At 67.7% G+C, this 24,782-nt stretch carries 20 protein-coding genes; 9 read left to right on the forward strand and 11 right to left on the reverse strand.

Annotated features, from left to right (window positions below):
- Nucleotides 1-49 precede the first annotated feature (49 nt).
- The gene (locus ABZ880_RS31435; RefSeq protein WP_361269589.1) at nt 50-2,212 is read left to right on the forward strand and encodes a discoidin domain-containing protein; all 2,163 of its coding nucleotides are present in this window, start codon (nt 50-52) and stop codon (nt 2,210-2,212) included.
- On the opposite strand, the gene ABZ880_RS31440 is transcribed toward ABZ880_RS31435, so the two are convergent.
- The 8 genes from ABZ880_RS31440 to ABZ880_RS31475 all read right to left on the reverse strand — a co-directional run bounded on the left by ABZ880_RS31440 (nt 2,181) and on the right by ABZ880_RS31475 (nt 8,386).
- Nucleotides 2,181-2,993 (reverse strand): ABC transporter ATP-binding protein, encoded by an 813-nt coding sequence (locus ABZ880_RS31440; protein WP_361269592.1) that lies wholly within the window; start codon nt 2,991-2,993, stop codon nt 2,181-2,183. The two genes, ABZ880_RS31435 and ABZ880_RS31440, sit on opposite strands and share 32 nt — an antisense overlap.
- A gap of 20 nt (nt 2,994-3,013) precedes the next feature.
- Complete coding sequence (locus ABZ880_RS31445; RefSeq protein WP_361269594.1) at nt 3,014-3,793, reverse strand: ABC transporter permease; 780 nt, start codon at nt 3,791-3,793, stop codon at nt 3,014-3,016.
- Complete coding sequence (locus ABZ880_RS31450; RefSeq protein ID WP_361269597.1) at nt 3,790-4,563, reverse strand: ABC transporter permease subunit; 774 nt, start codon at nt 4,561-4,563, stop codon at nt 3,790-3,792. Before ABZ880_RS31450 ends, ABZ880_RS31445 begins: the two co-directional genes overlap by 4 nt.
- Complete coding sequence (locus ABZ880_RS31455; RefSeq protein WP_361269599.1) at nt 4,560-5,528, reverse strand: ABC transporter substrate-binding protein; 969 nt, start codon at nt 5,526-5,528, stop codon at nt 4,560-4,562. Before ABZ880_RS31455 ends, ABZ880_RS31450 begins: the two co-directional genes overlap by 4 nt.
- Before the next feature lie 182 nt (nt 5,529-5,710).
- The gene (locus ABZ880_RS31460) at nt 5,711-6,646 is read right to left on the reverse strand and encodes a PDR/VanB family oxidoreductase (RefSeq protein ID WP_361269601.1); all 936 of its coding nucleotides are present in this window, start codon (nt 6,644-6,646) and stop codon (nt 5,711-5,713) included.
- Entirely contained in the window at nt 6,643-6,831 is a 189-nt protein-coding gene (locus tag ABZ880_RS31465; RefSeq protein WP_361269603.1) for a hypothetical protein, read from the reverse strand. The genes ABZ880_RS31460 and ABZ880_RS31465 overlap by 4 nt, the downstream gene beginning before the upstream one ends.
- Nucleotides 6,828-7,901 (reverse strand): aromatic ring-hydroxylating dioxygenase subunit alpha, encoded by a 1,074-nt coding sequence (locus tag ABZ880_RS31470; protein WP_361269606.1) that lies wholly within the window; start codon nt 7,899-7,901, stop codon nt 6,828-6,830. The genes ABZ880_RS31465 and ABZ880_RS31470 overlap by 4 nt, the downstream gene beginning before the upstream one ends.
- A 176-nt stretch (nt 7,902-8,077) precedes the next feature.
- On the reverse strand, nt 8,078-8,386 hold the full coding sequence (locus tag ABZ880_RS31475) for a trypco2 family protein (protein ID WP_361269609.1): 309 nt from the start codon (nt 8,384-8,386) through the stop codon (nt 8,078-8,080).
- Between the two features lie 336 nt (nt 8,387-8,722).
- On the opposite strand from ABZ880_RS31475, the gene ABZ880_RS31480 reads away from it, so the two are divergent.
- Together ABZ880_RS31480 and fxsT are read left to right on the forward strand one after the other, a co-directional pair.
- Nucleotides 8,723-10,213, forward strand: coding sequence for a hypothetical protein (locus tag ABZ880_RS31480; RefSeq protein ID WP_361269611.1), 1,491 nt, complete (start codon nt 8,723-8,725; stop codon nt 10,211-10,213).
- Nucleotides 10,214-10,403: 190 nt separating this feature from the next.
- Nucleotides 10,404-14,306, forward strand: a complete 3,903-nt coding sequence (gene fxsT / locus ABZ880_RS31485; protein WP_361269613.1) for an FxSxx-COOH system tetratricopeptide repeat protein — start codon at nt 10,404-10,406, stop codon at nt 14,304-14,306.
- 90 nt (nt 14,307-14,396) lie between these two features.
- On the opposite strand, the gene ABZ880_RS31490 is transcribed toward fxsT, so the two are convergent.
- The 3 genes from ABZ880_RS31490 to ABZ880_RS31500 all read right to left on the reverse strand — a co-directional run bounded on the left by ABZ880_RS31490 (nt 14,397) and on the right by ABZ880_RS31500 (nt 17,583).
- Nucleotides 14,397-16,247: an HEXXH motif domain-containing protein gene (locus ABZ880_RS31490; protein ID WP_361269616.1), complete on the reverse strand. Its 1,851-nt coding sequence runs from the start codon at nt 16,245-16,247 to the stop codon at nt 14,397-14,399.
- Between the two features lie 14 nt (nt 16,248-16,261).
- Entirely contained in the window at nt 16,262-16,480 is a 219-nt protein-coding gene (locus ABZ880_RS31495) for a hypothetical protein (RefSeq protein WP_361269619.1), read from the reverse strand.
- A 74-nt stretch (nt 16,481-16,554) separates the two neighbouring features.
- On the reverse strand, nt 16,555-17,583 hold the full coding sequence (locus tag ABZ880_RS31500; RefSeq protein ID WP_361269622.1) for a trypsin-like peptidase domain-containing protein: 1,029 nt from the start codon (nt 17,581-17,583) through the stop codon (nt 16,555-16,557).
- A gap of 291 nt (nt 17,584-17,874) precedes the next feature.
- On the opposite strand from ABZ880_RS31500, the gene ABZ880_RS31505 reads away from it, so the two are divergent.
- The 6 genes from ABZ880_RS31505 to ABZ880_RS31530 all read left to right on the forward strand — a co-directional run bounded on the left by ABZ880_RS31505 (nt 17,875) and on the right by ABZ880_RS31530 (nt 24,781).
- Entirely contained in the window at nt 17,875-19,086 is a 1,212-nt protein-coding gene (locus ABZ880_RS31505) for an ROK family transcriptional regulator (protein ID WP_361269624.1), read from the forward strand.
- Nucleotides 19,087-19,255: 169 nt separating this feature from the next.
- Nucleotides 19,256-20,581 carry an extracellular solute-binding protein gene (locus tag ABZ880_RS31510; protein WP_361269627.1) on the forward strand — a complete coding sequence of 442 codons (1,326 nt, stop codon included), beginning with the start codon at nt 19,256-19,258 and terminating at the stop codon, nt 20,579-20,581.
- Nucleotides 20,582-20,583: 2 nt separating this feature from the next.
- Nucleotides 20,584-21,582, forward strand: a complete 999-nt coding sequence (locus ABZ880_RS31515) for a sugar ABC transporter permease (RefSeq protein ID WP_361269630.1) — start codon at nt 20,584-20,586, stop codon at nt 21,580-21,582.
- The gene (locus tag ABZ880_RS31520) at nt 21,579-22,442 is read left to right on the forward strand and encodes a carbohydrate ABC transporter permease (RefSeq protein WP_361269633.1); all 864 of its coding nucleotides are present in this window, start codon (nt 21,579-21,581) and stop codon (nt 22,440-22,442) included. The genes ABZ880_RS31515 and ABZ880_RS31520 overlap by 4 nt, the downstream gene beginning before the upstream one ends.
- A gap of 55 nt (nt 22,443-22,497) precedes the next feature.
- Nucleotides 22,498-23,781: a 6-phospho-beta-glucosidase gene (locus ABZ880_RS31525; RefSeq protein WP_361269636.1), complete on the forward strand. Its 1,284-nt coding sequence runs from the start codon at nt 22,498-22,500 to the stop codon at nt 23,779-23,781.
- Nucleotides 23,774-24,781: a BadF/BadG/BcrA/BcrD ATPase family protein gene (locus ABZ880_RS31530; protein WP_361269638.1), complete on the forward strand. Its 1,008-nt coding sequence runs from the start codon at nt 23,774-23,776 to the stop codon at nt 24,779-24,781. The genes ABZ880_RS31525 and ABZ880_RS31530 overlap by 8 nt, the downstream gene beginning before the upstream one ends.
- Nucleotide 24,782 lies beyond the last annotated feature (1 nt).

Raw genomic sequence — 24,782 nt, forward strand, 5'->3', positions numbered from 1 at the left:
CGTATCCACTCCCGCTATCCCCGCACCCCCACATCGAAGGGATCAGCACATGCACAGAACTGTCAGGGGCATGCCAGCAGCGATGGTCGTCGCCCTCTCCGCCGGCCTGCTCACCACAACGGCCCCCGCCGCCCACGCGGCCTCCGGCGCCACCCTCCCCTTGAGCTCCGTCGAGGCCGAGTCGGCGACCACCACCGGCACGAAGATCGGCCCCGACTACACCCAGGGCACCCTCGCCTCCGAGGCCTCCGGACGCCAGGCCGTACGGCTCACCTCCGGCCAACGCGTCGAGTTCACCGTGCCGCGCGCGGCCAACGCCGTGAACCTCGCCTACAGCGTCCCGGACGGCCAGTCGGGCACGCTCGACGTGTACGTCAACGGCACCAAGCTCACCAAGACGCTCCCGGTGACCTCCAAGTACTCGTACATCGACACCAGTTGGATCCCCGGCGCCAAGACGCACCACTTCTTCGACAACACCCGTCTTCTGCTCGGGCAGAACGTCCAGGCGGGCGACAAGGTCGCCCTCGAGGCGACCGCCACCCAAGCCACCGTCGACGTCGCCGACTTCGAGCAGGTCGACGCGGCAGCCATCCAGCCCGCCGGCTCGGTCTCGGTCACCTCCAAGGGCGCCGACCCCAGCGGCAACGGCGACTCCACGCAAGCCTTCCGGGACGCGATCTCCGCCGCCCAAGGGGGAGTCGTCTGGATCCCGCCGGGCGACTACAAGCTGTCGTCCTCGCTCAGCGGCGTGCAGAACGTCACCCTCCAGGGCGCCGGCAGCTGGTACTCGATCGTGCACACATCCCGCTTCATCGACCAGTCCAGCTCCTCAGGGGGCGTGCACATCAAGGACTTCGCGGTGATCGGCGAGGTCACAGAGCGGGTCGACTCCAACCCGGACAACTTCGTCAACGGAGCGCTGGGGCCGAACAGTTCGGTGTCCGGCATGTGGCTGCAGCACCTCAAGGTCGGCCTCTGGCTGATGGGCAACAACGACAACCTGGTCGTCGAGAACAACCGCATCCTCGACACCACCGCCGACGGCCTCAACCTCAACGGCAACGCCCGCGGCGTCCGTGTCCGGAACAACTTCCTGCGCAACCAGGGCGACGACGCGCTCGCCATGTGGTCGCTGTACTCGCCCGACACCAACAGCAGCTTCGAGAACAACACCGTCTCGCAGCCGAACCTCGCCAACGGCATCGCGATCTACGGCGGCACCGACATCGCCGTCAAGAACAACCTGGTCTCCGACACCAACGCCCTCGGCAGCGGCATCGCGATCTCCAACCAGAAGTTCCTGGACCCCTTCTCCCCGCTCGCCGGCACCATCACGGTCGACGGCAACACCCTCGTGCGCACCGGCGCGATGAACCCCAACTGGAACCACCCGATGGGCGCGTTGCGCGTCGACTCCTACGACAGCGCCATCAACGCCACGGTCGACATCACCCACACGACGGTCACCGACAGCCCGTACAGCGCCTTCGAGTTCGTCTCCGGCGGCGGGCAGGGCCACCCCGTCCGCAACGTCACCGTGGACGGCGCGACCGTCAAGAACACCGGCACGGTCGTCGTCCAGGCCGAGGCCCAGGGCGCGGCGACCTTCCGCAACGTCACGGCGACGAGCGTCGGCGCCGCCGGGATCTACAACTGCCCGTACCCGGCGAGCTCGGGCACCTTCACCCTCACCGACGGCGGCGGCAACTCCGGCTGGAGCAGCACCTGGTTGGACTGCTCGACCTGGCCGCAGCCCGGCCAGGGCAACCCCGACCCCGACCCGAACCGCAACCTCGCCAAGGGCCGCCCGGTCACCGCGACCGGCTCGCAGGACGTCTACACGCCCGGCAAGGCGGTCGACGGTGACGCGAACAGCTACTGGGAGTCCACCAACAACGCCTTCCCGCAGGCCTGGACGGCCGACCTCGGCTCGTCCTACGCGGTCCGGCGACTGGTGCTGAAGCTCCCGCCGTCGTCGGCCTGGGGCGCACGCACGCAGACGATCACCGTGCTGGGCAGCACCGACGGCTCGAACTACTCGACCGTGGTCGGCTCCACCGGCTACCGCTTCGACCCGGCGACCGGCAACACGGTCACCGTCGCCCTGCCCGCGAGCACGAACCTGCGCTATCTGCGTCTGTCCGTGAGCGCCAACACCGGTTGGCCCGCAGGTCAGTTCAGCGAGGTGGAGGCGTATCCGACTTCGTGACCGCGTCCTGCACCACCCCGCGCTTCGCCGCCTGGATCTGCTCGTACACATGGGTCCGCAGCTCGGCGAAGCGCGGGGTCACCCGCGTGTGCAACTGGTCGCGCTCGTCGGGCAGATCGACCTTCAACTGCTCCTGTACGACGGTGGGCGACGCGGACAGCACGACCACCCGCTCGCCCAGGTACACGGCCTCGTCGATGTCGTGCGTGACGAACAGGATCGTCATCCCGCGCTCCCGCCACAGCCGCCGTACGAGATCCTCCAGATCGGCGCGTGTCTGCGCGTCGACCGCCGCGAACGGCTCGTCCATCAGCAGGACGTCGGGCTCGTACGCCAGCGCCCGCGCGATGGCGACACGCTGCTGCATTCCGCCGGACAGCTGCCACGGGTATGCGCCGGCCGCGTCCGAGAGCCCCACCGACCGCAGTGCGTCCGCGACCAGCTCCTTGCGGCGGGACTTGCTCAAGTCCTTCTGTTTCAAGGGAAGTTCGACGTTCTCGCCCACTCGCATCCAGGGGAACAGACTGCGCCCGTACTCCTGGAAGACGAACGCCATCCCGGGCGGTGGTCCGCTCACCGGCTTTCCCGCGAGCTGCACTTGGCCGGAGGTCGGCGCGAGCAGTCCGCCGACGCACTTCAGCAGGGTCGTCTTGCCGCAGCCCGACGGGCCCACGAGACAGACCAGTTCGCCCGCCTCGACCGTGAAGGTGAGGTCGCGCACCGCCTCCACGCGACGGCCGGACCCCTCGTAGACCTTCCGCAGGCCGCGTACGTCGAGCATGGACCGCCCTTTCACGAGGTTCACGGGGACCGCCGGGTGGACGCGCGCAGGCCGTGGTACCAGCCGAGCACCCGGCGCTCGACGACCTGGAACACGACGGAGAGCAGGAAGCCGAGCAGGCCGAGGACGAGGATGCCGGTCCACATGTCGGGGATGGCGAAGCTGCGCTGGAACTGGACCACGGTGAAGCCGATGCCGTTGCTGGCCGCGAACATCTCGCTGATGACCATCAGGATGATGCCGATGGACAGGGCCTGGCGCAGCCCCGCGAAGATCTGCGGGCTCGCCGAGCGCAGGACCAGGTTGCGCAGCCGGGCGGCGCCCGTGATGCCGTACGAACGGGCCGTCTCCAGCATCACCGAGTCGACCGCGCGCACGCCCTCGACCGTGTTGAGCAGGATCGGCCAGACGCAGCCGCTCGCGATCACGACGATCTTCATGGTGTCGCCGATGCCCGCGAACAGCATGATGATCGGCACCAGCACGGGCGGCGGCACCGCCCGCAGGAACTCCAGGACCGGTTCGCACACCGCGCGCACCCGCCGGTAGGAGCCGATGAGCGTGCCGATCGCGACGCCGAGGACGGCCGCCGTCGCATAGCCGGCCGTGAGCCTCAGCAGGCTCGGCCACACGTCCGTGCGCAGGCGTTCGCCGGTCCAGACGTCCGGGAAGGTGTTGAGGATGGTCCGCAGGGGAGGCCAGAAGGGGTCCGTGCTGCCGTCGGACGCGGCCCACCACACGGCGACCAGGATCGCGGGCAGCGCGACCACGAACAGCAGCCGCAGCAGCAGACGCCTCACACCGCCACCTCCCCGCGCACCGACTGGTGCCACGCCAGAGCCCGCCGCTCCACCGTACGCGCGCCGACGTTGATGAGCAGCCCCAGCAGCCCTGCGACCACGACGAGCGCATACATCTCCGGCACGGCCTGCGAGGTCTGCGCGACCGCGATCCGCGCGCCCAACCCCGGTGCGCCGATGACCAGTTCGGCGGTGATGGCGAGGATCAGCGCCACCGCCGCGGCGAGCCGCACACCCGTCATGACGTACGGCAGCGCCGTCGGCCACAGCACATGGCGGACCCGGGCCCAGGTGCCGAGACCGTACGAGCGCGCCGTCTCCTCGGCGACCGGGTCGACGTCCTGGACGCCGTACAGGGTCTGGATGAGGACCTGCCAGAAGGAGGCATAGACGACGAGTAACAGCACCGACTTCAGTTCGGTGCCGTACAGCAGCACCGCCAGCGGGATCAGGGCGACCGAGGGGATCGGGCGCAGGAACTCGATCGTCGAGGCCGTCGCCTCGCGCAGATACGGCACGATCGAGATCACCACGCCGACGACGACACCCGCGCCGACCGCGATCGCGAGGCCGATCGCCCAGCCGGTCAGGGTGTCTCCGAGCGCCGACCAGAAGGCGCCGTCGGCGAGTTCGTCCCCGAGGGCGGAGGCGATACGGCTGGTCGGCGGGAAGTAGGCCTCCTTGACGAGGCCGAGCCGCGGCACCGCCTCGCCCAGGGCGAGGAAGGCCGCGAGCCCGGCCGCACCGAATGCGGCGTTCGCACCCCTCACGGCAGCAGCGCGTCCACGTCGGGCGACTTCTTGAAGAACCCGAACTCCTCGCCCAGCTTCGCCTGCGTCTCGATGGAGGCGCGGTTGGCTTCGGCCGGCCACTTCGGCAGGGTGATCTCGGCCAGGAGCGACGCCGGGACCTTCGTGTACGTGGCGACGATCTCGCGCGCCTCGTCCGGGTGGGCGTTCGCGTAGGCGAGGGACTCGGCGGTGGCCTGCTGGAACTTCTTGACCACGGCCGGGTTCTTCTGCGCGTACTGCTGCGACGTGAAGTACATGCCGACGGTCATGTCGGGCGCCACGTCGACGAACGAGGCGGCGATCTCGCGCCCGCCCTGTTGCTTGATGGTGGTGAGCGCGGGCTCCACGGCCAGGGCGGCGTCGACCTGACCCTTGTCGAGCGCCGCGGGCATCTGGTCGAAGGGCATCTCGACGAGCTTCAGCTTGTCCGGGTCGCCGCCCGCCTTCTTCACCGACTCCCGCACCGACAACTCGGCGATGTTCTTGAGGGTGTTGACGGCGACCTTCTTGCCCTCGAGGTCCTTCGCCGTCTTGATCGGGCTGTCCTTCTTCACCAGGGTGGCCGCGAAGTCCTTGCCGGCGACCCCGGTTGAGGCGTTGCCGTTGGAAATCGCCTTCAGGGCCACGCCGTTGGACTGCGCGACCATCAGGGAGAACACATTGGAGAACCCGAACTGGTTCTGGCCGGAGGCCACGGCGGGCACGATGGCGGCGCCGCCCGCGGCGAACGACACCGACAGTTTCAGGCCCTGCTTCTTGTAGAAGCCCTTCTTCTGACCGAGGAAAAGGGGCGCGACATCAACGATGGGGATGAGACCCACCTTGACCGTGGTGGTGCCTCCGGACGACGTGCTCCCGCTCGACGAATCGTCACCGGACGAGCCGCAGGCCGTCGCGGCGAGCAGTAAGGCGCCGGCAGCGAGACCGGCGGGCAGACGACGCATGGCTCCTCCTGTGCAGACAACGGTGTTCCGACAGGCTGTGCGCGCACCGCACAGTAATGCCCAACTGACGTGCAGGGAACCTAGAGCCACGCATCCTGCGCGGTCAATGGCTCGGCTGACGAAATTGTTGACACTTTGGAGCAGTGCAAGGCCGACGCCCGGTCGAGCGTCGGCCTTGGGGGTCACAGGTCCAGTACGAGCCGTCTCCCACGGCAACGGGACACGCAGATCATCATCGTCTCGCCGGCCTCCCGCTCCTCGTCGGTGAGCACCGAGTCCCGGTGGTCCGGGGTGCCTTCGAGGACGTCGGTCTCGCAGGTGCCGCAGGTGCCCTCGGTGCAGGAGAACAGCACCTCGACGCCGGCGGCGCGCACGGCGTCGAGCACGGAGACGTCCGGTGCGACCGTCACGGTACGGCCGCTCTGTGCCAGCTCGACCTCGAACTCGCTGTTCTCGCCGACCTGTTGGGCCTTCGGGGAGAACCGCTCGACCCGCAGCCGGTCGGCGGGGCAGCGCTCCTCCACCGCGTCCAGCAGCGGCCCCGGACCGCAGCAGTACACGAGCGTGCCGTCGGGGACGTCGTCCAGCACGGAGGCGAGGTCCAGCAGACCCGTCTCGTCCTGCGGGGCGACGGTCACCCGGTCGCCGTACCGCCCCAACTCCTCGGTGAAAGCTATGGAGTTGCGGGTGCGGCCGCCGTACAGCAGCGTCCACTCCGCGCCCGCCGCCTCCGCTGCGGCCACCATCGGCAGGATCGGCGTGATGCCGATCCCGCCCGCGATGAAGCGGTAGCGAGGCGCGGACTCCAGCCGGAAGTGGTTGCGCGGTCCCCGCACCCGCACCTTGTCCCCGTGCTCCAACTGCTCGTGCACGTGCGCGGATCCGCCGCGCCCGTCGGGCTCTCGCAGTACGGCGATCCGCCACACCGACCGATCCCCCGGATCGCCGCACAGCGAGTACTGCCGCTCCAGCTCCGGCCCGAGCACCACGTCGACATGGGCGCCCGGCTCCCAGGCCGGCAGGTCCTCGCCGAGCGGGTGGCGCAGGGTGAGGGCGAGCACGCCGTCGGCCGCGAACTCCCTGCGGTCGACGACGAGTTCGGCTTCGTACACGGTCATGAGCTGTTTCCTTGAGACTCGTGCCCTCGCGGCTGGTGTCCTTCGGGGTGGGCGAGCATCCACTCCCACATCTCGATCGGGTCCTGGGCGCTGTGCTCGGCCCCGCAGTGACAGGTGCCGTGCAGGATGTCCGTGCCCGGCAGCCAGTCGATGCGGTAGATCTCGCCGGTGGGGCTGCTGCTCACAGGACCTTCTCCACGGGCTTGTCGCCCTCCTCGACGAGGCGGGCGAGGATACGGCGGGCGGCCAGACCGCCGGTGTCGATGTTGATGCTCAGCTCCTGGTAGCCGGTGCGCTCCGTGCCGAGCGTCTTCTGCAGCAGGTTGAGCGCGTCCACGTCCTGCATGACGACGGTGTGGTTGTTGCCCCGCAGGAACTCGGTGACCTCGTCGTTGTCGGTCGCCCAGTCGCGGGAGACCATCCAGAAGTCGTACACCTTGCCGTCGGAGGACGGCGTGATCGCGTACGTGATCTCGGTGTGGAAGCCGTTCGGGTCGCTGCCGTCGGCCTCCGGCAGCACGCCCACCGGCGCGATGCGGCTGTGCAGCAGGTACAGGCAGGGGGCGTGGTACTCGATGTCCTGCCAGCGGGTGATCCGGCCCTCGATGCCGGTGGACTTGGCGTAGAACGGCGGGCACTCGGCGTCGTCCATGTGCCGGCTGACCCGCACGATGCCCGCGCCCTCGTCGACCTCGGTGGTGATCGGCGTCTCGGCGACCTCGGGGGTGCCGATGTAGCCGCCGTGCAGATAGGTCTCGTGGGAGAGGTCGAGGAGGTTGTCGACCAGGAGGCCGTAGTCGGCGTCGATGGGCTCCATTCCGCGGACGGTGACCCAGCCGGGGGAGTCGAGGTGCCTGGCCCGCGGAATGGTGTCGGCGTCGGCGAGCGCCGGGTCGCCGATCCACACCCACACCAGGGAGTCCTGCTCGACCACGGGGTAGGAGGCGACCCGGGCGGTGCGCGGGACACGCTTCTGACCGGGCACGTACACACAGGTACCCGTCGTGTCGTACGTGAACCCGTGGTACCCGCACACGATCTTGTCGCCGTCGAGCCGGCTCGGCTTCTCGTGCAGCGGGAACCGGCGGTGCACACAGCGGTCGGCCAGCGCGACCGGGGTGCCCTCCTCCTCGGTCCGGTAGAAGACGAGGGGCTCACCGAGGATCGTCCGACCCAGCAGCTCCTCGCGCCCGACCTCATGGCTGTAGGCGGCGACGTACCACTGGTTCCTGGCGAAGGCAGTGATGTGAGGCATGGCGATCCCGTCCCTGAGAGCGGGGCGCCCTCGCCCCGCTTGCCGTGGTTGGACTCAGACTCGTGACGGGGGACACAGCCCGGCAAGGGTGCTTCCGTCTGGCGGAAGGGGATCGGTGAACCGTCTGGCCGGAACAGACTTCTTTCGTAACCGGAGGCACAGTCGCCGCGTGGCGGTCAGCGCTCGCCGTCGGCCTCATCTCCCGTGATCAGGACACTCCGCTGTGTGCCATCCGGGGCAACCAGCTTCGGATGCAAGGTGACATTGATCTGATGGGTCTGCGAAGTCGCCAACTTGGCGTCGGCGTTGGCTTCGACGACCCAGAAGCGGACCTTCCCTCCAGCCCCGGCCTCGCGGTCCACTGCCACACTCGCCTGGATCTCCACCGGACCGAGCTCGAATCGGATCGGTCCGGCCGGTCCCTCCGCCATCGCGGCATACAGCTCCAGTCGCAACTCCCGTATCATGTCGGCCAGTTCAATCACGCTTGCTCCCTGCCGTCGCCCTGGAGCCAGCATCGTAGCGAGTCCCGGGAAGGGCGTTCAGTTGCTTGCGCGGCTCCTTCTGGTACGAGGCAACGGGTGAGCCGGCACTGGCCGGAGCAACCGCCAACCCGGCAGAGGACGAGATGAACTCCGGGGCGCTCACCGGTACTTGGGTGCCTTTTGCCACTGGTTCGGCTTCCCCGTCTCAGGCGCGCGCCCAAGGAAGCTCGTTCGACTACTACGACCTTTCGAGCGCATGACGGTTGGGAAGGCTTAGCCGTAGGCTGTCCAAACCAGCGGGAAGCAACTCGATGACAGCCGGGGGGAGGTCACGGGGTGGGAGAGCGCAGCTCCGCACGGGTACGCAACGAACTCATAGCAGCGATCACCCGCGTACTCACCACGTCGGAGACGATGCGCCGACAGGCCGGCGCTGACATGGTGCTACAGGATCTCGCCGCCGAGCTGGGGCCACATGCGGCCATCGACCCCCGCCAGGACGTTCCCCTGGCGCTGTGGATGCGCCAGTTGGTGAAGTCCTGTGCGGCTGCCGACGAAGGCCTGCAGACGCTGGCTCGGTGTTTTGACTACGCCGAGCAGGGCTCCGAGACCGCCCTTGCGCTGTGGCGATTGGTGGAGGAGTGGGAAGCGGTGGCGTTTTTCGAGGATGCGGATCTGCATCCTCTGCGACCGATCCTGCAGAGCTTACGCTCCGCATCGCTCCTGACGCGGCTGGCCCGCCGAGCCAGCCATGGGCGAACCCAGGAGCTTGAAGCCTGGTGCGGCACCAGTTGGGAGGTGTTCCTGCATCTGGCCGGCGACAACGCCGTGGCGGATGAGCTCCCCCCTGCCATGGCGTTCCTCGCTGTGGTCGCTGAATACCTGGTCAAGGACGGCCGTACCAAGGAAGCTGAGGAGTTGCGGCGTTGGAACCGGGGACAGGCCCAACAGCGGGGGCTGACCGACGAGATGACCAATTGGCAGCATGACGCCTACGACCCTCCCAGTGAACCCGCACTCCATCCCGCATACCTGCTGATCCAGTTGGAACCGGACGGAGTCGACCTTGACAGCTACTACTTGTCGCACTGGCGGCAGTCCGATTCGGACGGGTGGCACCCGATACCAGGTGAGACCCTCAAACTCCGGAGGACCGACCTTCCCGCCGCCGTGGATCGCCTCATCGAGCAAGCCGAGGAACGGTGGGCAGATCTGCGCCAACCGGTGATCATCGAGTACATCCTGCCGTGGGAACTGCTTGACGAACCGGTGGAGTGGTGGAACAAGGAACTCGACGCGCCCATCCCGACTCCCCTGGTGATGGACTACACCGTGGTCCTGCGTTCGTTCGAGCGGCTACGCAGGGGGGCGTGGCACCGCCCCTGGAACAATCGCTGGCGCCAACTGAAGGACCGGCCCGCTGACAGCCGCTCGCACTGGAGCACGTCGGAGGAATCTGCCTTTCACCTGGAACGAGAGCTCAAAGAAGACGAGCAGATCGTCTGCCTGGTTCTCAATGAATCCCCTCGTACCGACTCGCCGACGGCCCGTCAGGAATTCGTGGCGGCTCTGCGCGCGGGCATCCCTGCCCTGCTGTGGGACAGGAGCGGCTCCGGAGTGCCCTTTCGTGAGGCAGCCGCGGACATCGTCCGCGACGGAGGACTGGCCGGACTGCTGGACCGCACCCGTCGTTGGCGCAATGCAGCGCTGGCACTGGGGCCCGAGGGCTGGAACGGTCATGTCGGCCGCCATTTGGCGCTGCTCCTGGATGATCCTGAACGACTGCCGGGTCCCTCTGCCTCAGCGGGTGGGCAGGGCAGCTCCTGATCCGAAGTTGCCTACGAGCGGGGGAGATTGGAGGCGCATTTCTTGATGCCGGATACGCGCGTCATAGCGTGCGACCACCCGCCCGGGGCACGGGTAAGCTGCCCCGTGCACGGGGTGGTTGTCACGACTGTCAGCGGAGACGCGTCCCCGTCACCGCCCCGACACCGCCGCCAATCCCCTGCGAGTGACCATGTCCAATGACGATGTCTGGCGCGGTCGGTTACGAGCTGGTACAGACGCAGCACTGCTCTGGCACGCGTTGCTCCCGGAAGGCAGCGCGGTGCCGACGGAGGCCGTTCTGGTCGTCGATGCCCATGTCAGCATGCGCGTGTGGGACCAGGTGGTCCAGCAAGTGCCCGAGGCGCTGGCTGAGAACTTCACCCAAGTGCGGGTCATCCGTCTGCTGGGCACGGACGAAACGGTGCCTTCGCGAGTGGGCACCGATTCACTGCTCGGAACAACGCAAGAAGGTACCCGACGGGTGATCCTCGTGGTCACCGACGGGCTTGCGGCTGGTTGGCACCTCGGGACGGTGCAGCCGCTGCTCCGTGACTGGACGATGACCTGGCCTCTTGCCGTGATCGATGTCCTTCCACCCCACCTGTGGTTTCGCACCGGACTCGATGTGTCCCACGTTCAGGTGAAAGCACCGAGCCCATGGACGGCCAATGCACTGTGGGAGTGGCGGCTGCGGGAGGCGCCACCCGGATTGTGGTCGGTCGGCGCAGGAGAGGCGGAAGACGACGAAGACGGCACAGCCGAAGCAGACGCCCCGAGCATCGTTCCCGTACTCTCTCTTGCCCAGCACGGAGCGCGGGCTCTGTCCGGCGTGCTCACCGACGGACCCCACTGGCGAGATCTGCCGGCGCTGATTGCCCACCGCTGGAAGGCCCGACCCGACTCGGCACGGGCTTTCCCCTGGGCGGACGAGTTCCTTGCCGCGCAGGGCCCGCCTTCTGCCGCAAGCCGCGTCTCCGACTTCCGTGCGGCCGCCTCTCCCACTGCCTTCCAACTGGCCACCCGCCTCGCCGCGGCACCGCTCAGCCTGCCCGTCATCCGTGCGCTGATTCGTTCCACACCAGGCGCCGGACCGGTGCACGCCTCGGAACTCTTCCTCGGCGGCTTGGTGCGCCCCACAGGAGTCCGTGACGACGCGCCCGACGCCGTTGTTTACGACTTCCTTCCCGATGCGCGCGAGCAATTGCTTGCCGTGGGCCGTCGTAGCGCGACGATGCGCACCCTGCGTGAGGTGCGCGCGGTGCTGGCCCGGGCCCCGTCCAGCGCCTCTCTGCTGCCGCCTCCATCGGCGTCGTTGTGCGACTCGACTGTTCCTGCGGTCACGAGCCGGAACGCCTATTTCCTCCGCGTGGAACTCAGCGCGATGGTGGCCGTGTCCTTTCTTGGGCGCGCCGCCGTTCTCCGAGATGCCCTGCGCTGGCACGATCAGCGGCATGCAGTTCGCCTTACCGATCTTCCGCCCGCTGCGTCCGACGTCACCCCATCCCCTCACCCCGTAGAAGACGAAGGAGCACTGCGCATGACAACCACGCCTCAGCGCCCGGAGGAAGGAGTGAGGACCGCACAGCCCCGCATTTGGAGCCTGCCGCCACGTAATCAGAACTTCACTGGCCGGACCGGGCTTCTTAATTTGCTGGACGAGCGGCTTGGCGAGGGCACGACAACGGTATTGCCCGAAGCGATCCACGGCATGGGTGGGGTCGGAAAAACGCAGCTGGCAATTGAATACGCCTATCGCCACCAAGCCGAATTCGACATCATCTGGTGGATTCCGTCCGAACGCCCAGGACAGATCGGCCAGTCGTTGGTCGAACTCGCCAGGCGATTGGGACTGACTACCTCTTCGGAAGTCAACGTAGCTGGTCCCGCAGTACGAGAAGCGCTGCGTGAAGGTAAGCCCTACTCCAGGTGGATGCTTATCTTTGATAACGCCGACAGCCCTGAACAGGTGCGCCCCTATTTCCCGACCGGCGGAACGGGAACCATTCTCGTCACTTCCCGTAATCGACGTTGGGGACTTGTCAGCGGCTCCCTCGAGGTGGACGTCTTTACGCGCGAAGAGAGTAAAGAGCTGCTACGCGGTTCTGGGCCGATCCTCGCGGAAGAAGAAGCGGAAGCACTGGCCGAAGCGCTGGGCGATCTGCCTCTGGCACTCGTCCAGGCCGCCGCATGGCGGGCCGAAACGGGTATGTCGGCAGCCGAATACCTGCGTCTTTTCGAGAGCAAGAAGAACGAACTGCTGGAAACCGCACCACCGCCGGACTATCAGCTGCCCGTCGCGGCTGCCTGGAACGTATCTCTGGACCACCTGGAGACGCGCAGCCCAGCCGCGCTCCGCCTGCTCCAGCTGTGCTCATACTTTGCGCCGGACCCGATCTCCAGGAAAATCCTTTCCCGCCGCGAAAGTAATCGCGACGACCCCTTTCCGGAGCTGAACGCAACGCTCAGCGATCCGATGAAGCTCGCACGTGCGATTCGGGAGATCAACCGTTACTCGTTGGCCCGAATCGATCACCGTACCAACTCCATCGAGATGCACAGGTTGGTTCAGCACGTTTTGATCAACCGTATGAGCCCCCAGGAGCAAGACAGCATGCGCGAGAGCGCCCACCGCCTGATGGCGACCGCCGACCCAGGGACACCGACCGACCCGACCAGCTGGGATCGGTACGCTGAGCTCTACACTCACGTGATGGCCTCAGACGCCTTGCGGTCGAACCAGTCCTGGACCCGCGACCTCGTCATCAACGTCGCGAAGTACCTGTACCACTGGGGCGAACACGAGGTCGCGGTCGACTTCTCCGAATCCGCCTGGAAGGCGTGGCTGGAGCTGTTCGGTGAGGAAGACCATCAGACGCTGTTGATGGGCCAATGGCTGACCTGGATGTACTGGACGGTCGGCCGGTATCAGGAAGCCTCCGACCTCGTTGAACACGTCCGGCGGGTCTACGATCGCGTCGCGGACCCCGACGCAGAAAGCGCCCTCGACGCCATCGACACCGAGGCCGGCGTACGCCGTGCCGAAGGTCGTTTCCAAGACGCGGTGGAGCTCAACCGAGTCGCCTACGAACGAGCGGTACGCGCCTTCCGTGAGGACGATCCCGTCACCCTGAACATCGCCCACAACCTCGGCGTGAGTCTTCGCCTGACCGGTGCATTCCGAGAGGCGCTCGATCTGGACCGTAAGACGTGGGAGCTCAAACTGCGCGTCTTCGGCCGCGATGAACAGCGCAGCCTCATCACCGAGAACTCGATCGCCATCGACGTCCGTGAGATCGGGGACTACATCGGTGCACGTCGACTCCAGGAAAGTGCCCTGAGCGCGTCCCGGGAGCTCTTTGGCGGCGACAATCCCAACACAATCGACACCGTACGTGAGCTGGGTATTGCCTGCCGCAAGTCAGGCGATCACGCTCGCGCCCTGGAGTTCGCTCTGGAAGCCCACGAAGGCTTCACCCGTCGCTATGGTGAGACCCACCCCCGGTCCCTGGCCAGTGCATTGACGCTGGCAATCGCGCTGCGTCAGAACGGCGATCTGGACAGCGCACATGCCCGCAGTCTCCAAGTCTGCAGCGGCTATCGCACGGTATTCCACGAGCGGCATCCATACACCATGTCGGCTGACGTCGGACTGGCGATCTCCGAACGCCTGCTGGGACGCCCGGAGGAAGCACGTCGGCTGGACGAGGCTGCCTCGGAGGCATTGACCGACGCGATCGGCCCACTTCACCCGTTCACCCTTGTGACCGCCATCAATCTGGCCAGCGATTTGGCAGCCCTGGGTGAGTATCAATCGGCTGCCGACAGGGGACGGGAAACGCTCACACGGTGCCTGGAAACCTTCGGCCCGGACCACCCCACCACCCTCGCATGCGCGGGAAATCTTGCCCAGGACCTTGTGTCCCTCGGATTGCACGACGAAGGCGCGGCCTTGCGCAGGGATACCGGAGAGCGCCTGGAGCGAGTGCTGAACACATCATCGGCTGGGCAGGACAATGTGGCGCCGCACCCCGCAGCCATTGATTTCCGGGCCGGTGCCCGTGCGAACTGCGACATCGACCCGCTGCCGCTTTAGCACGCTTGTCGGTGATGACGTACATGCCGCAGGGAGCTGACCGCCGCGACGTTCCACCCGCTGGTATGCCCCTGCGGCTGCTCCCTCAGGTCATCGCTTCTTGGCCAGCCAGGCAGCCAGCCGAATGGGGTCATCCTGCTCCGAACCTGCGGTACTCAAGGCTTCGTGAACCGCTCTGATCCGTTCCGGGAAATCGAGCAGAAAGCGAGAAACCTCTCCCTGGGCCGGGTCGTCGACCAGCGCCCGCCCCAAAAGGGGCCAGGAGCCTGCCGGGGGATTCTCGGCACGTAATTGCTCCACCAGGACCAGGCGAGCGGCTGACCGTTCGCCCAGTGCCAGGAGCACATCCGCCCGTCCCGCTCCGACGACCTGATCCTCAGCTCGAGAGCCCCAAAGCGCCGCTGGATCCGCGATGGCGTGCCGGGCGAGAGTGGCAGCGGTGTCCAGACAGACCGCCGCGGTGTCGGGCACGGAGCGCGGTGCGGTCTCCAGGAGGACGGGCGGGTGGCTGTCCCCTCGTTTCCAGGCACGTACGGCTTCTTCGACAGCCTGCACGGGCGGTCGTAGGTGGTGGGCGCGCCATCTGGCACGGTGATCTGTGGCCGCCTCGTGTGCCAGGCGTACCCCCGTCTGGGACACCTCTTCAGCAACCCATGCGTCACAGTGCTCGCTGAGCAAGCGCAAGAGACGACGCCCTGTGGGAGTCAAGCGGTGGTGCCGTCCGACGTCCTTGAGGGTTTCCCACACTTGGTTACGGCATAGGGCAAATTCAAAGTCGGCCAATAATGATGAGGCGGCAGATTTTCGGCGGTGCGCTCGCCAAAATCGTGTCACGCCGAAGAAGGCGTATATCCCCTGGATTATTCCTTCCAGTGGCCGGGGGTCGTCACGCCATGGAGCGTAGAACAACTCGATCCGGTCGTTCTCGTTTTCCGCCCTATGCAACAACGGTTCGAGGTGAATCAAAGCGCCGAGTTTGATGTGCTGGAATTCATGCACCAAGGTGGCCGCAAGTTGGGCAGGGCTGTCTGGTAATGAAGCACTGATGCCACCAAAAGCCTCACCGGCCGAGCTGCTGTATGGCCGAAATCTCTCCCTTGCTTCTGCTGGTGCCAGGGACAGGAGGGGGCCAGACCGCATTTCCTCCGCCACAACCGGATCGTCGCGCAAGAGTATGCTCCACGCATCGCCGAGCGATGAGCGCCAGACGCGCTCCTCCGCGGGGTGCAGAAAGCGCGGCGCTCGGGGTGACGAAAAGGTGCGGTAAGGGTCGTGTTCCTCCAGTACGAGATGGAGGGCGGACCTTCGTGGCCCGATCGCCAGTCGGCGGGTCGGCAGCCAGCCGGGAGCGGAGCGCCGCCAGTCGGACTCTATGGCCACCTCGCTGCCGGCTGTGGTAATGCGCAGAGAGCCGTCCTGGCCGACGGCATGAGCAGTTGCCCACGGTGGCACGCACAGGTCCTCAAAGCTCGCACAGCCCAAACCGGGAAGAGAAACGGTTCCCTGATGGACCGGCACTTTCATGGAGAACGAGAGCCGGGCACGGGTCGCTGCGGCGACGGCCAGCGCGGACAGGTGTCCCGTAACCATCCACAGTGGAAGTTGGCCGGATGTACCGTCCCTCAGCTGCCGCAGGGCCGAGGAAACCCAGATGCCCGTTCCCGGAGACATCAGGATCTCTTCCACAGCCTCGGGGACCACCTGCTGGGCGCTCTCCAGCAGGGTCCAGGCCTGGGCGACGGCTGCTTCTTCAGCTGGGATGTCCTGGCGAACTCGGTCCAGGAACGCTCGCAGGAGCAACATACGGCGGCTGCGTTCCGCCTTCAGTAACTCGAGGACGAATCGGCTGGGATCGCCACTGTCGACAAGCGCCGGAACATCCTCCGTGGAAAGGGTGTGGAAGGCTGGCCGGTCGTTGGTCGCGCCGACATCAGCACCCACAGATCCCCCCTGCGTCACCCCACACGAGACGGGTTGCTGCCCCCGACCCTGACCGAATACGGGTCGTCGAGGTCGCTTATCAAGTACTCGAGCGACTCGGCCAGATCCGGACCGTCCATGGAGCGCAGTTCCTCAAGAGATATGCCCGAAAGGTCCAGGATTGCAGAACCATTCTCAGGCTCAGCCTGCTCTGCGTCTGCCAAGTCCCCTCCTGTTAACGGCCGTTGCTCCATGCGGCGCTCCTTCCCATGATGACCCAGAGCAAGCCTTCCCGAAACCCTGCGTACCGACCAGTCACCGCCTCACTTCATCCGTATTTGAGCGTTAGTCGTCTCAGAACGTGCTCGACGTGGCGGACCTCCTCCGAGTCCTGCTCCCAGTGCCGGAGGGCATCGACCACCGTGCCGAAGGTGCCCGGGTATCTTCGGCACGTACGCAACAGGCCGTGCACCTCGAAGCGGAGACTGCTGTCTCGGGGGCGCTGGGCTGCAAGACGCGGATCGGCCCCCTCCAAAACCGTGTCCAACCCGTTGAGTCGGCGCAGCGAAGGAAGCGCGGTAATTGCGTCCGTCACGTGCCAGAGTTCGGCGGGATTCAAGAGGGACAGCAGACGGGAGGGAAGTACGGGAATGGGCGCCTCCTCCGCGACCGGCAGACACGGCGGCAAGTCGGCATGCCTGCACATCATCTCCAGTTCCTCGTCCTTCAACGCCTCGTACCAGCGGGCCACCCGTACCGCAGCCAGTCGGTTCAGCCCGTCTGCTCGATGGTGTACGGCAATCACGCCGATGATGGCGTTCCTGTACCAGACGGCCGCACCGGACATGCCCTCCCAGGGAGATCGCTCCGGTCCCACCTCGTCGGCGGGCGGCGCAACGGCGACTTCCAAGGTTCCTTCGCGGCGGTTGGAGAGGACGGACACTCTGCCGTCCACGTGACAGGAATCGCGATATCGGGTCGGTCGACCGGATTCCGGACGATCGGTCGGGGCGGCGGGCCGACGCATCTTGAAGAGGGGGAACCCGACGGCGGAGACCTGCACCGTCACGTCGGCGTCCGGAACTCCCGCAAACCGTGGGGACGTGAGGCTCGTCGGAACCTCGTCGGGCAGATCCGTGAGCTCCAACAGCGCCAGATCGGCCCGGGCAGACGCAAATACGACTCGCGCTTCGGTGGCCCACTCGGCGGGGCGATCCGCATCGAAACGGACCCGCAACACGGCTGCCGACGCCTCCACGACGTGCGCCGAGGTAATCACGTGATGCCCCGACACCCGGTAGCCCGAGCCCCGGCGACCCGCAAGACCAGTTGAACGTCCCGTGATCACCTCGGCCACTCGGCTGATGTCCAGCCCTGCTGGACTCCTCTCGGGTTCGCCCACACGAGCCCTCTACCCCACGCCTACCAGGCCTACGCCGTAGGCGCCCACCCGTGGTCCGGTGCCCCACTCGGCCGCACTGCCGGCCGCGGTGCGTCGTCTCGCAAGGATCTCGCAAGGACGCGGACGCCGTTCACGCGCGCCGGCGCCCGGGGCGGACCCCGGCCGAGGGGTTGATCCGGGCCATGCCCGAGCGTATAAATAAGCAACTTTCTTTCTTACAAGCGCCGATGGCGAGATGAGGGCACTGTGACCCGCCGTTATCCAGCAGGTCCGCAGCGGTTGCTGCGTTCGCTCAACGGCCGTGCCGTTCTGGAGGCCATCGACGAGGCGGGCCCCGTCACGACCACCGACTTGGCCGGGCGGATTCCGTTGTCGCGGCCGACCGTTGCCGCCGCGGTCGGGCTGTTGCTGGAGCGTGGGGTGATCACCGAGGTGGGCCCGGTGACGGGCCGCAAGGGTCCGGCGCCGGCGCAGTACGGGGTGAACGCCGACTGTGCCTTCGCGATCGGTGTGGACCTCGGGCACCGGAAGATCCGCGCCGCGGTCGCCGACGTGACCGGTCGGATCCGGGGGCGGGCCGAGGCCGAGCAGCACAGTGACCGGGGTGCCGACACGCTCGTCGCACAGATCCTGGACATGTGCGTGGACCTGGCAGGGCAGGTCGGGCGACCGCTGCAGGAGATCACCCGGATCGTCGCGGGCATGCCGGCCGCGGTCGGCCCGGACGGACGCCACCTGTCGTACGCCACCGGGTTGCCCGACGCGGGTCGGGGGTTCGGCGAGGCGCTCGGCCGCGCGATGCCGGTGCCGTTGGTCCTGGAGAACGACGTGAACCTCGCGGCGCTGGCCGAACGCACCCATGGGCGCGGAGCCGAGACCGACGACTTCGTCCTGGTCAGCCTCGGGGTCGGGCTGGGTCTCGGGCTGGTGGTGGACGGCCGGGTCCGGCGGGGCGCCACGGGCGTGGCCGGAGAGGCCGGCTATCTCCCCAGCGACCGCATGATCGCGCCGGTGGGGCAGCGCAGGGACCTCGTGCAGGAACACCTGGGCGCCCGCTACATCAGCGGGCAGGCCCAGCGGCGCGGACTGCCCGGTGACGCCAGCCCGCGCACCGTCTTCGAACTCGCCCGTGCCGGTAACCCCGCCGCGTTGGAGATCGTCGAGGACACCGCCCGCAGCGTCGCCTACGTGGTGGCCTGCGTCGTACCTCTCATCGACCCAGCACTCATCGTGCTGGGCGGCGCCATCGGCGCCAACGGCGACCTGCTGCTCGAACCGGTCGCCCGTCATCTGGCCGACTTCAGTACCTTCCGGCCGCCCATCGTCGCGTCGGCTCTCGGCCAGGACGCCGTGCTCACAGGAGCCACGACCATGTCGGCCAAGCTGGCCCGCGAGGCCGCCTTCGCCGCCGCCACCACTCCTGTCCCGCAGACAGAGCCACCGTCGTCCCTGTCCTGAAACACCGCCGTGTCCTCGCACACACCGCGGCGACGCCGTCTTGCCGGACAGCGCCGCCGCTCCAGGTCATCGAGCGTTGCCGCGCCCGATCGACCGACGACCGATCCGTCACCCAGGAAATCCCGTCTCCGAGGAAGGACGATCAGTGTTCAAACCTATCACCGGGGCCGTGTCCGCCACGGCCGCCGGCGTACTGCTGCTGGCCGGCTGCACGTCCACCGGCCCCGCCTCCTCACAGCCCGCCTCCGCGATCTCGCCGGGCGCCTCGCACGAGGCCACCACCGTCACGGTCTGGACGTTCAACCACCTCCCGAACGAGGTGGCGGCGTTCAAGGCCACACTGAACAGGCTGCACTCCAAGTACCCGTGGCTGACCGTGAAGTTCGTGCCCAACAAGGACGATGCCGCCTACGCCAAGGCAGTCGCCGCGGGCGACCCGCCCGACGTGTTCATCGGCTCCGCACCCGACAACGTCGCGAGGTTCTGCTACAACGGCACGGTCGCCGACCTGAGCCCGTACCTGTCCTCGGCCAAGATCGACACGGCGAAGATGTTCCCGTCGGCCACCCTCGTCTACACCCGCTACCAGGGCAAGCAGTGCGCGCTGCCGCTACTGACCGACGCCTTCGCGCTCTATTACAACAAGAAGATGTTCGCCGCGGCCGGCATCACCAAGCCGCCCACCACGCTCGCCGAACTGACCGCCGACGCCAAGAAGCTGACCGTGAAGAACGCGGACGGTTCGATCAAGACCTTCGGCTTCGTCCCGCGTTCCGACTACGACGTCAACCGGTTCCTCTTCACCGGCGCGCACAGCGACACCGACTTCTACGGCAAGGAGGGCAGGACCACCTTCGCCTCCGACGCCAGGTGGCAGCAACTGCTCAAGTGGGACCGGGAGCTCATCGACCACTACGGCAGGGCGAACGTGCAGAAGTTCGTGGGCCGTTACCAGCCGCACGCCGACGATGCGGGCAACCCGCTGCTCACCGGCGCCGCGGCGATGGAGTTCGACGGCGAGTGGCACGTCGGCGAGATCGCCTCGGAGAAGAAGGACTTCGACTACGGCGTGGTGCCGATGCCGGTCCTGGACGGCTCGTCGGGCACCTACGGAGCCGGCAGCACCCTGGGCACCGTCGCATACCTGTCGGCCGGCTCGAAGCACAAGCAGGAGGCGTTCTTCGCGCTCCAGCAACTCACCACCGACACCACGTTCCTGAACACGCTGGCCGACACGGTCTACAACATCCCGACCACCTTCGCCGCGCTCAAGGCCTGGGACAAACGCGACGACCCGCACTGGAAGCCGTTCGTCGACGTCTTCGAGAACCCGCACTCCTCGTACAAGACCCTCACTCCGGCGGGCATCGAGGACATGGACACCTGGCGGGCGTTCCTCCTCGAATACGAACAGGGCAAGGTGAAGGACGCCGCGAGCGGACTGGCGCAGGTCGGCAAGAAGATCGACGACCTCAACTCCGAGAGCGGGCAGTAGGCATGACGACCGTTCTCGCCCCCGTCGGCGACGCCCCGGGGACGGCACGTCCGTGCCCTGCCCGGGGCGGGCGGCGCCGTCCGAGCCGGGCCCGCTGGTGGGTCGTCCTCGCGTTCCTGTCACCGTTCGTCGTCGGGTTCGCCGTCTTCGTGCTCTACCCGGTGGTCGCCACGCTCTACTACTCGCTCACCGACTTCCAGGCCGGTTCCTACCGGCCGGTGCAGTTCGTCGGACTGCGCAACTACCGCACCCTGTTCACCCAGTCCGACACCTTCTGGACGGCCGTACGCAACACGCTGTGGATGGTCGTGGTCATGGTGCCCCTTCGCACCGCCTGGGCCATGCTCACGGCCTGGGTGATCATCCGCGTCAAGCGCGGCCGGGCCGTGTACCGGACACTGTTCTTTCTGCCGTCCATGGTGCCCGTGGTGGCCGCCGCCCTGTCGTTCATCGTGCTGCTCAACCCGGTCGGACCGCTCAACCGGCTGCTCGGCCTCGTGGGCGTGAGCGGCCCCGGATGGTTCTCGGACCCCGCCTGGTCCAAGCCCAGCCTCGTCCTGATGGCGCTGTGGGCCAGCGGCAACGTGATGGTCATCTTCTCCGCCGCCATGCTCGACGTTCCGCGCGAGCTGTACGAGGCCGCCGAACTCGACGGTGCGAGTGCGCTGCAGAAGTTCCGCAGCGTCACCCTCCCGGCGATCTCCCCGGTCATCTTCTTCGCGCTGCTCACCGGGATGATCTACACCTTCCAGTACTTCACCGAGGCGTTCGTCGCCTCCAGCTCCGCGAACGCCACCTCCTCCAGCAACGACCTGATCGGCTACCCCGCCAACTCGCTGCTTTTCTACTCGACAGAGCTCTACCGGCAGGGCTTCGCCTACTTCAAGACCGGCTACGCCTCCGCCATGGCCTGGCTGCTGTTCCTGGTCATCTTCGCGGCGACGGCGGTCTTCATCCGCGCCTCGCGCCGCTTCGTGCATCACGCCGGCGGTGGCCGATGAGCACCCCTGACCTGACGAAACATCAATCTCGCGCCGGACGGCGTCTGTTGTACGTCCTCGCCGAGCACGCACCGGCTGTCGCGATCGCGCTGTGCTTCCTGCTGCCGCTGACGATCTGTGTGTTCACCGCGTTCATGACCCAGCATCAGGCAGGCACCGGATCGCTGTGGCCCTCGCCCTGGGAGTTCGGTAACTTCGCCGAGGTCTTCAAAGCCATGCCGTTCGGCCACGACCTGCTCAACACCATGCTGTACGCCGGACTGTCCACGATCGGCGTCGTCGTCTCCTCGGTACCCGTGGCCTACGCCCTGGCCCGGCTGCGGTGGCGCGGCCGGGAGGGTGTCTTCCTGGTCGTCCTGGCCGCGATGATGATCCCGGCGCAGGTCACCAGCCTGCCCCTGTACGTGATGTACGCGCACATCGGCTGGGTGGGCACCCTCAAACCCCTCATCGTGCCGGCCTTCTTCGGCGATGCCTTCAGCATCTTCCTCCTGCGCCAGTTCTTCCTGACCATCCCCGACGAGTTCACCGAGGCCGCCCGAGTGGACGGCGCGGGCGAACTACGCATCCTGTGGCGGGTGTTGATCCCCGTGGCCCGACCGGCCATCGCCGCCGTCGGGCTGTTCGCGTTCCTCTACGCGTGGAACGACTTCTACAACCCGCTGCTCTACACCGGGAACAGCGACACCGGCCAGACCCTCGCGGTGGCCCTCAGCCAGCTCGCCAAGAACGGCCACCAGAACGCCTACCAGCTGCAGATGGCGGCCTCGCTGATGTTCCTGCTGCCCGTCCTGGTGCTGTTCTTCCTGGCGCAGAAGGTCTTCGTCGAAGGTATCGCGCTGACCGGCGTCAAGGGCTGACGCCGGCGCCCCGACAGGCCGGACCCCTGCGCCCGCACACACTCCTGGGAGCACGATGAAGATCACCGTTGTCGGCGGTGGCAGCACCTACACACCCGAACTGATCGAGGGCTTCGCCCGGCGTGCCGGCGTCCTGCCGATCGACGAACTCGTTCTGCACGACATCGACACCGAGCGCCTCGCCGTCGTCGGCGGACTGTCCCGCCGTATCCTCGCCCGGCACTGCTTCCCCGGTCGGCTGACCACCACGACCGACCTCGCCCGTGCGGTGGACTCGGCCGCTGCGGTGCTCGTCCAGCTCCGTGTGGGCGGGCAGGCGGCCCGGCTGGTGGACGAGACCCTGCCGAACAGGTTCGGCCTGCTCGGCCAGGAGACCACCGGCCCCGGAGGCTTCGCCAAGGCCCTGCGCACGGTGCCGGTGGTGCTGGGCATCGCGGACGAGGTCCGACGTCGGGCTCGACCAGGCGCCTGGATCGTCGATTTCACCAACCCGGTCGGCATCGTCACCCGTGCACTGCTGGACGCCGGACACCGTGCGGTCGGCCTGTGCAACGTGGCGATCAAGTTCCAGCGGCAGCTGGCCGATCGGCTCGGCACCACTCCTGAGCGGGTACGCCTCGGCCACGCCGGCCTCAACCACCTGTCCTGGATCCGCTCGGTCACCGTCGACGGAGCGGACCGCCTGCCGGAACTCCTGAGCGGCGCCGCTCTGGACGAACTCGCCGCGCAGGTCCGCGTCCCCGCCGGGGTGCTGCGTGACCTCGGTGCCATCCCCTCGTACTACCTCCACTACTTCTACTGCACCCACGAGGAGATCCGGGCCCAGCAGACCGGATCGCACCGGGCCGAGCAAGTCCTGGCCATCGAAAGGGAGTTGCTGTCGCTCTACGCGGATCCCGGGCTGGACCGCAGCCCCGGCCTGCTGGAGCAGCGGGGCGGGGCGTACTACAGCGAAGCCGCGGCCGCCCTGGTCACCAGCCTGCTCACCGGCGACGGCGCCCACCATTACGTGAACGTACGCAACGACGGCGTACTGTCCGGCCTGCCGGACGAGGCCGTGGTCGAAGTGGCGGCCGACGTCGACACCGCCGGACCGCACGCCGCCGCCGTGCCGCCCCTGCCGCCGGAGATGCTCGGGCTCGTCCAGGCGGTCACCGCGTACGAGACCCTCACCGTCGAGGCGGCGCTGAGCGGCGACCGAGGGGTGGCCCGGCGTGCCCTCGTGGCACACCCGCTCGTGCGTGAGTGGGAGGTCGCGGACGCCTTTCTCGACGCGCTGCTGACAGCCAACTCCCGCCACCTGCCCCGGTTCCTCGCGAGTGAGGCCGCCCATGCCTGACCTCGTGGTGGGCGTCGACGGGGGCAGTTCCAAGACCGACCTCGTCCTCGCGGACACCGAGGGGCGCCTGTTGTCCTGGGTGCGCGGCGCGGGTACCCGCCCGCACACCGAGGGCATGCAGACCACCACTGCAAGGCTCGCCCGTCTCGGCCGGCGCGCGCTGGCCGAGGCGGGCCTGCCCGAGACGGCCCCGGTCTCGGTCGGAGCGTACTTCCTCGCCAACGTCGACCGCCGGGCACAAGAACGTCTGGCACTACGGCAATTGACCCAGCTGGGGGTGGCCGAGCGGGCTCTCGTCCGCAATGACACCCTCGCCGTCCTGCGTGCAGGCGCACCGGACGGCTGGGGGGTCGCGGTGGTGTCCGGCGCCGGCATCAATGCGGCCGCCGTCCACCCGGGAGGCCGCTCAGCCCGCTTTCTCTCCCTCGGCGACATCACCGGGGACTGGGGCGGCGGCCTCGCGGTGGCCCGGGCGGGGCTGGGCGCCGCCGTCCGGGCGGGCGACGGGCGAGGACCGGCGACCCGACTGCGGCAGGAGCTACCGGTCCACTTCGGTCTGGACAGCGTGGAGTCCGTCGCGCTGGCAGTCAGCGCCGGCGACATACCGATGACCGCACTGCACGGCCTGGCCCCCCTGGTCTTCGCAACCGCCGTCGGCGGTGACGCCGTGGCCCAGGGCATCGTGGAACGCCTCGGCGACGAGATCGTCGCCATGGTGACCGCTCTGCTGCGCCGCCTTCGTCTGCTGCGGACACCGACCCCGGTGGTCCTGGGCGGCGGCACGATTCAGAACGACCACGTACTGCTGCGGGACCACATCCGGGCCCGTCTGTCCGCCGAGGCACCGCTGGCCCGGCCCCGGGTCCTCGACGTGCCCCCGGTCGCCGGGGCGCTCAGCGAGGCACTCCTGGCCGCGGGTGCCCCGGCCGCCGCACAGCGTCGCCTGAGGGAGACGGCGGCCGAGCGGAAGCCGCCGCCCCTGCTGGCCGGGAACGGGTGAC

The organism is Streptomyces sp. NPDC047043, from assembly GCF_040644055.1.
Classification (GTDB): Bacteria; Actinomycetota; Actinomycetes; order Streptomycetales; family Streptomycetaceae; genus Streptomyces.

Coding starts and splice junctions, on each gene's coding strand:
- fxsT (WP_361269613.1), top strand. CDS start 10,404: ATGTCCAATGACGATGTCTGGCGCGGTCGGTTACGAGCTGGTACAGAC.
- ABZ880_RS31435 (WP_361269589.1), top strand. CDS start 50: ATGCACAGAACTGTCAGGGGCATGCCAGCAGCGATGGTCGTCGCCCTC.
- ABZ880_RS31440 (WP_361269592.1), bottom strand. CDS start 2,993: ATGCTCGACGTACGCGGCCTGCGGAAGGTCTACGAGGGGTCCGGCCGT.
- ABZ880_RS31515 (WP_361269630.1), top strand. CDS start 20,584: ATGACGACCGTTCTCGCCCCCGTCGGCGACGCCCCGGGGACGGCACGT.
- ABZ880_RS31455 (WP_361269599.1), bottom strand. CDS start 5,528: ATGCGTCGTCTGCCCGCCGGTCTCGCTGCCGGCGCCTTACTGCTCGCC.
- ABZ880_RS31495 (WP_361269619.1), bottom strand. CDS start 16,480: ATGGAGCAACGGCCGTTAACAGGAGGGGACTTGGCAGACGCAGAGCAG.
- ABZ880_RS31525 (WP_361269636.1), top strand. CDS start 22,498: ATGAAGATCACCGTTGTCGGCGGTGGCAGCACCTACACACCCGAACTG.
- ABZ880_RS31460 (WP_361269601.1), bottom strand. CDS start 6,646: ATGACCGTGTACGAAGCCGAACTCGTCGTCGACCGCAGGGAGTTCGCG.
- ABZ880_RS31530 (WP_361269638.1), top strand. CDS start 23,774: ATGCCTGACCTCGTGGTGGGCGTCGACGGGGGCAGTTCCAAGACCGAC.
- ABZ880_RS31520 (WP_361269633.1), top strand. CDS start 21,579: ATGAGCACCCCTGACCTGACGAAACATCAATCTCGCGCCGGACGGCGT.
- ABZ880_RS31470 (WP_361269606.1), bottom strand. CDS start 7,901: ATGCCTCACATCACTGCCTTCGCCAGGAACCAGTGGTACGTCGCCGCC.